The 532-nt window shown below is 48.7% G+C and carries 1 pseudogene; it reads right to left on the bottom strand.

The window, feature by feature from the left end:
• Nucleotides 1-532: pseudogene (locus R8O10_RS27255) on the bottom strand (mechanosensitive ion channel protein MscS); the annotation flags it as partial.

The raw sequence follows: 532 nt of genomic DNA, 5'->3' as shown, positions 1-532 counted from the left end.
AAGTTCAAGCCAATCTGCGACAGGCCAACCATAATACCAATCACCCACACCACTTTGCCGGACAGGGAGATAAAGAAGTCCTGCATTAGGTGGGAAAGTTTCAAGTTCTTAGAAGACACCGCTTTGCTCACCACTTTGCGCGTGAGTTTAGCCAGTGCACGAGCAATCAATAAGATCAGCGCGAACACGAATAGCTGGAAGATATGCTGTGGTGCGTTTTCCGCAAACCAATCCACCGCGGAGTTTGACCAGTGACTGATGATGGACCACACCACTTTGGTGTCTAGCAAGTCGTGCGTGATGCTGCCTGTGATTTCAAAGATCTGACGCTTGTACTCCGACGTCTCAATGCCCATTTTGTCGCCGATCGACATCAGGTTACGCAAACTTTCCGTTGCGATATTCAGTCTCTGCTTCACGATCAGTTGGCTAAGTTGCAAAGACGCTTTTTCTGATTCAGGGCTGGATGAAAGCTGCGTACCAATGATTTCTGCTTGTTGACGCAGATACGCCATCGATGCCGATAGCAAAC

The organism is Vibrio sp. 1727 (assembly GCF_033344415.1).
GTDB lineage: Bacteria > Pseudomonadota > Gammaproteobacteria > Enterobacterales > Vibrionaceae > Vibrio > Vibrio alginolyticus.
This window is presented reverse-complemented; position numbering and strand designations above follow the sequence as displayed.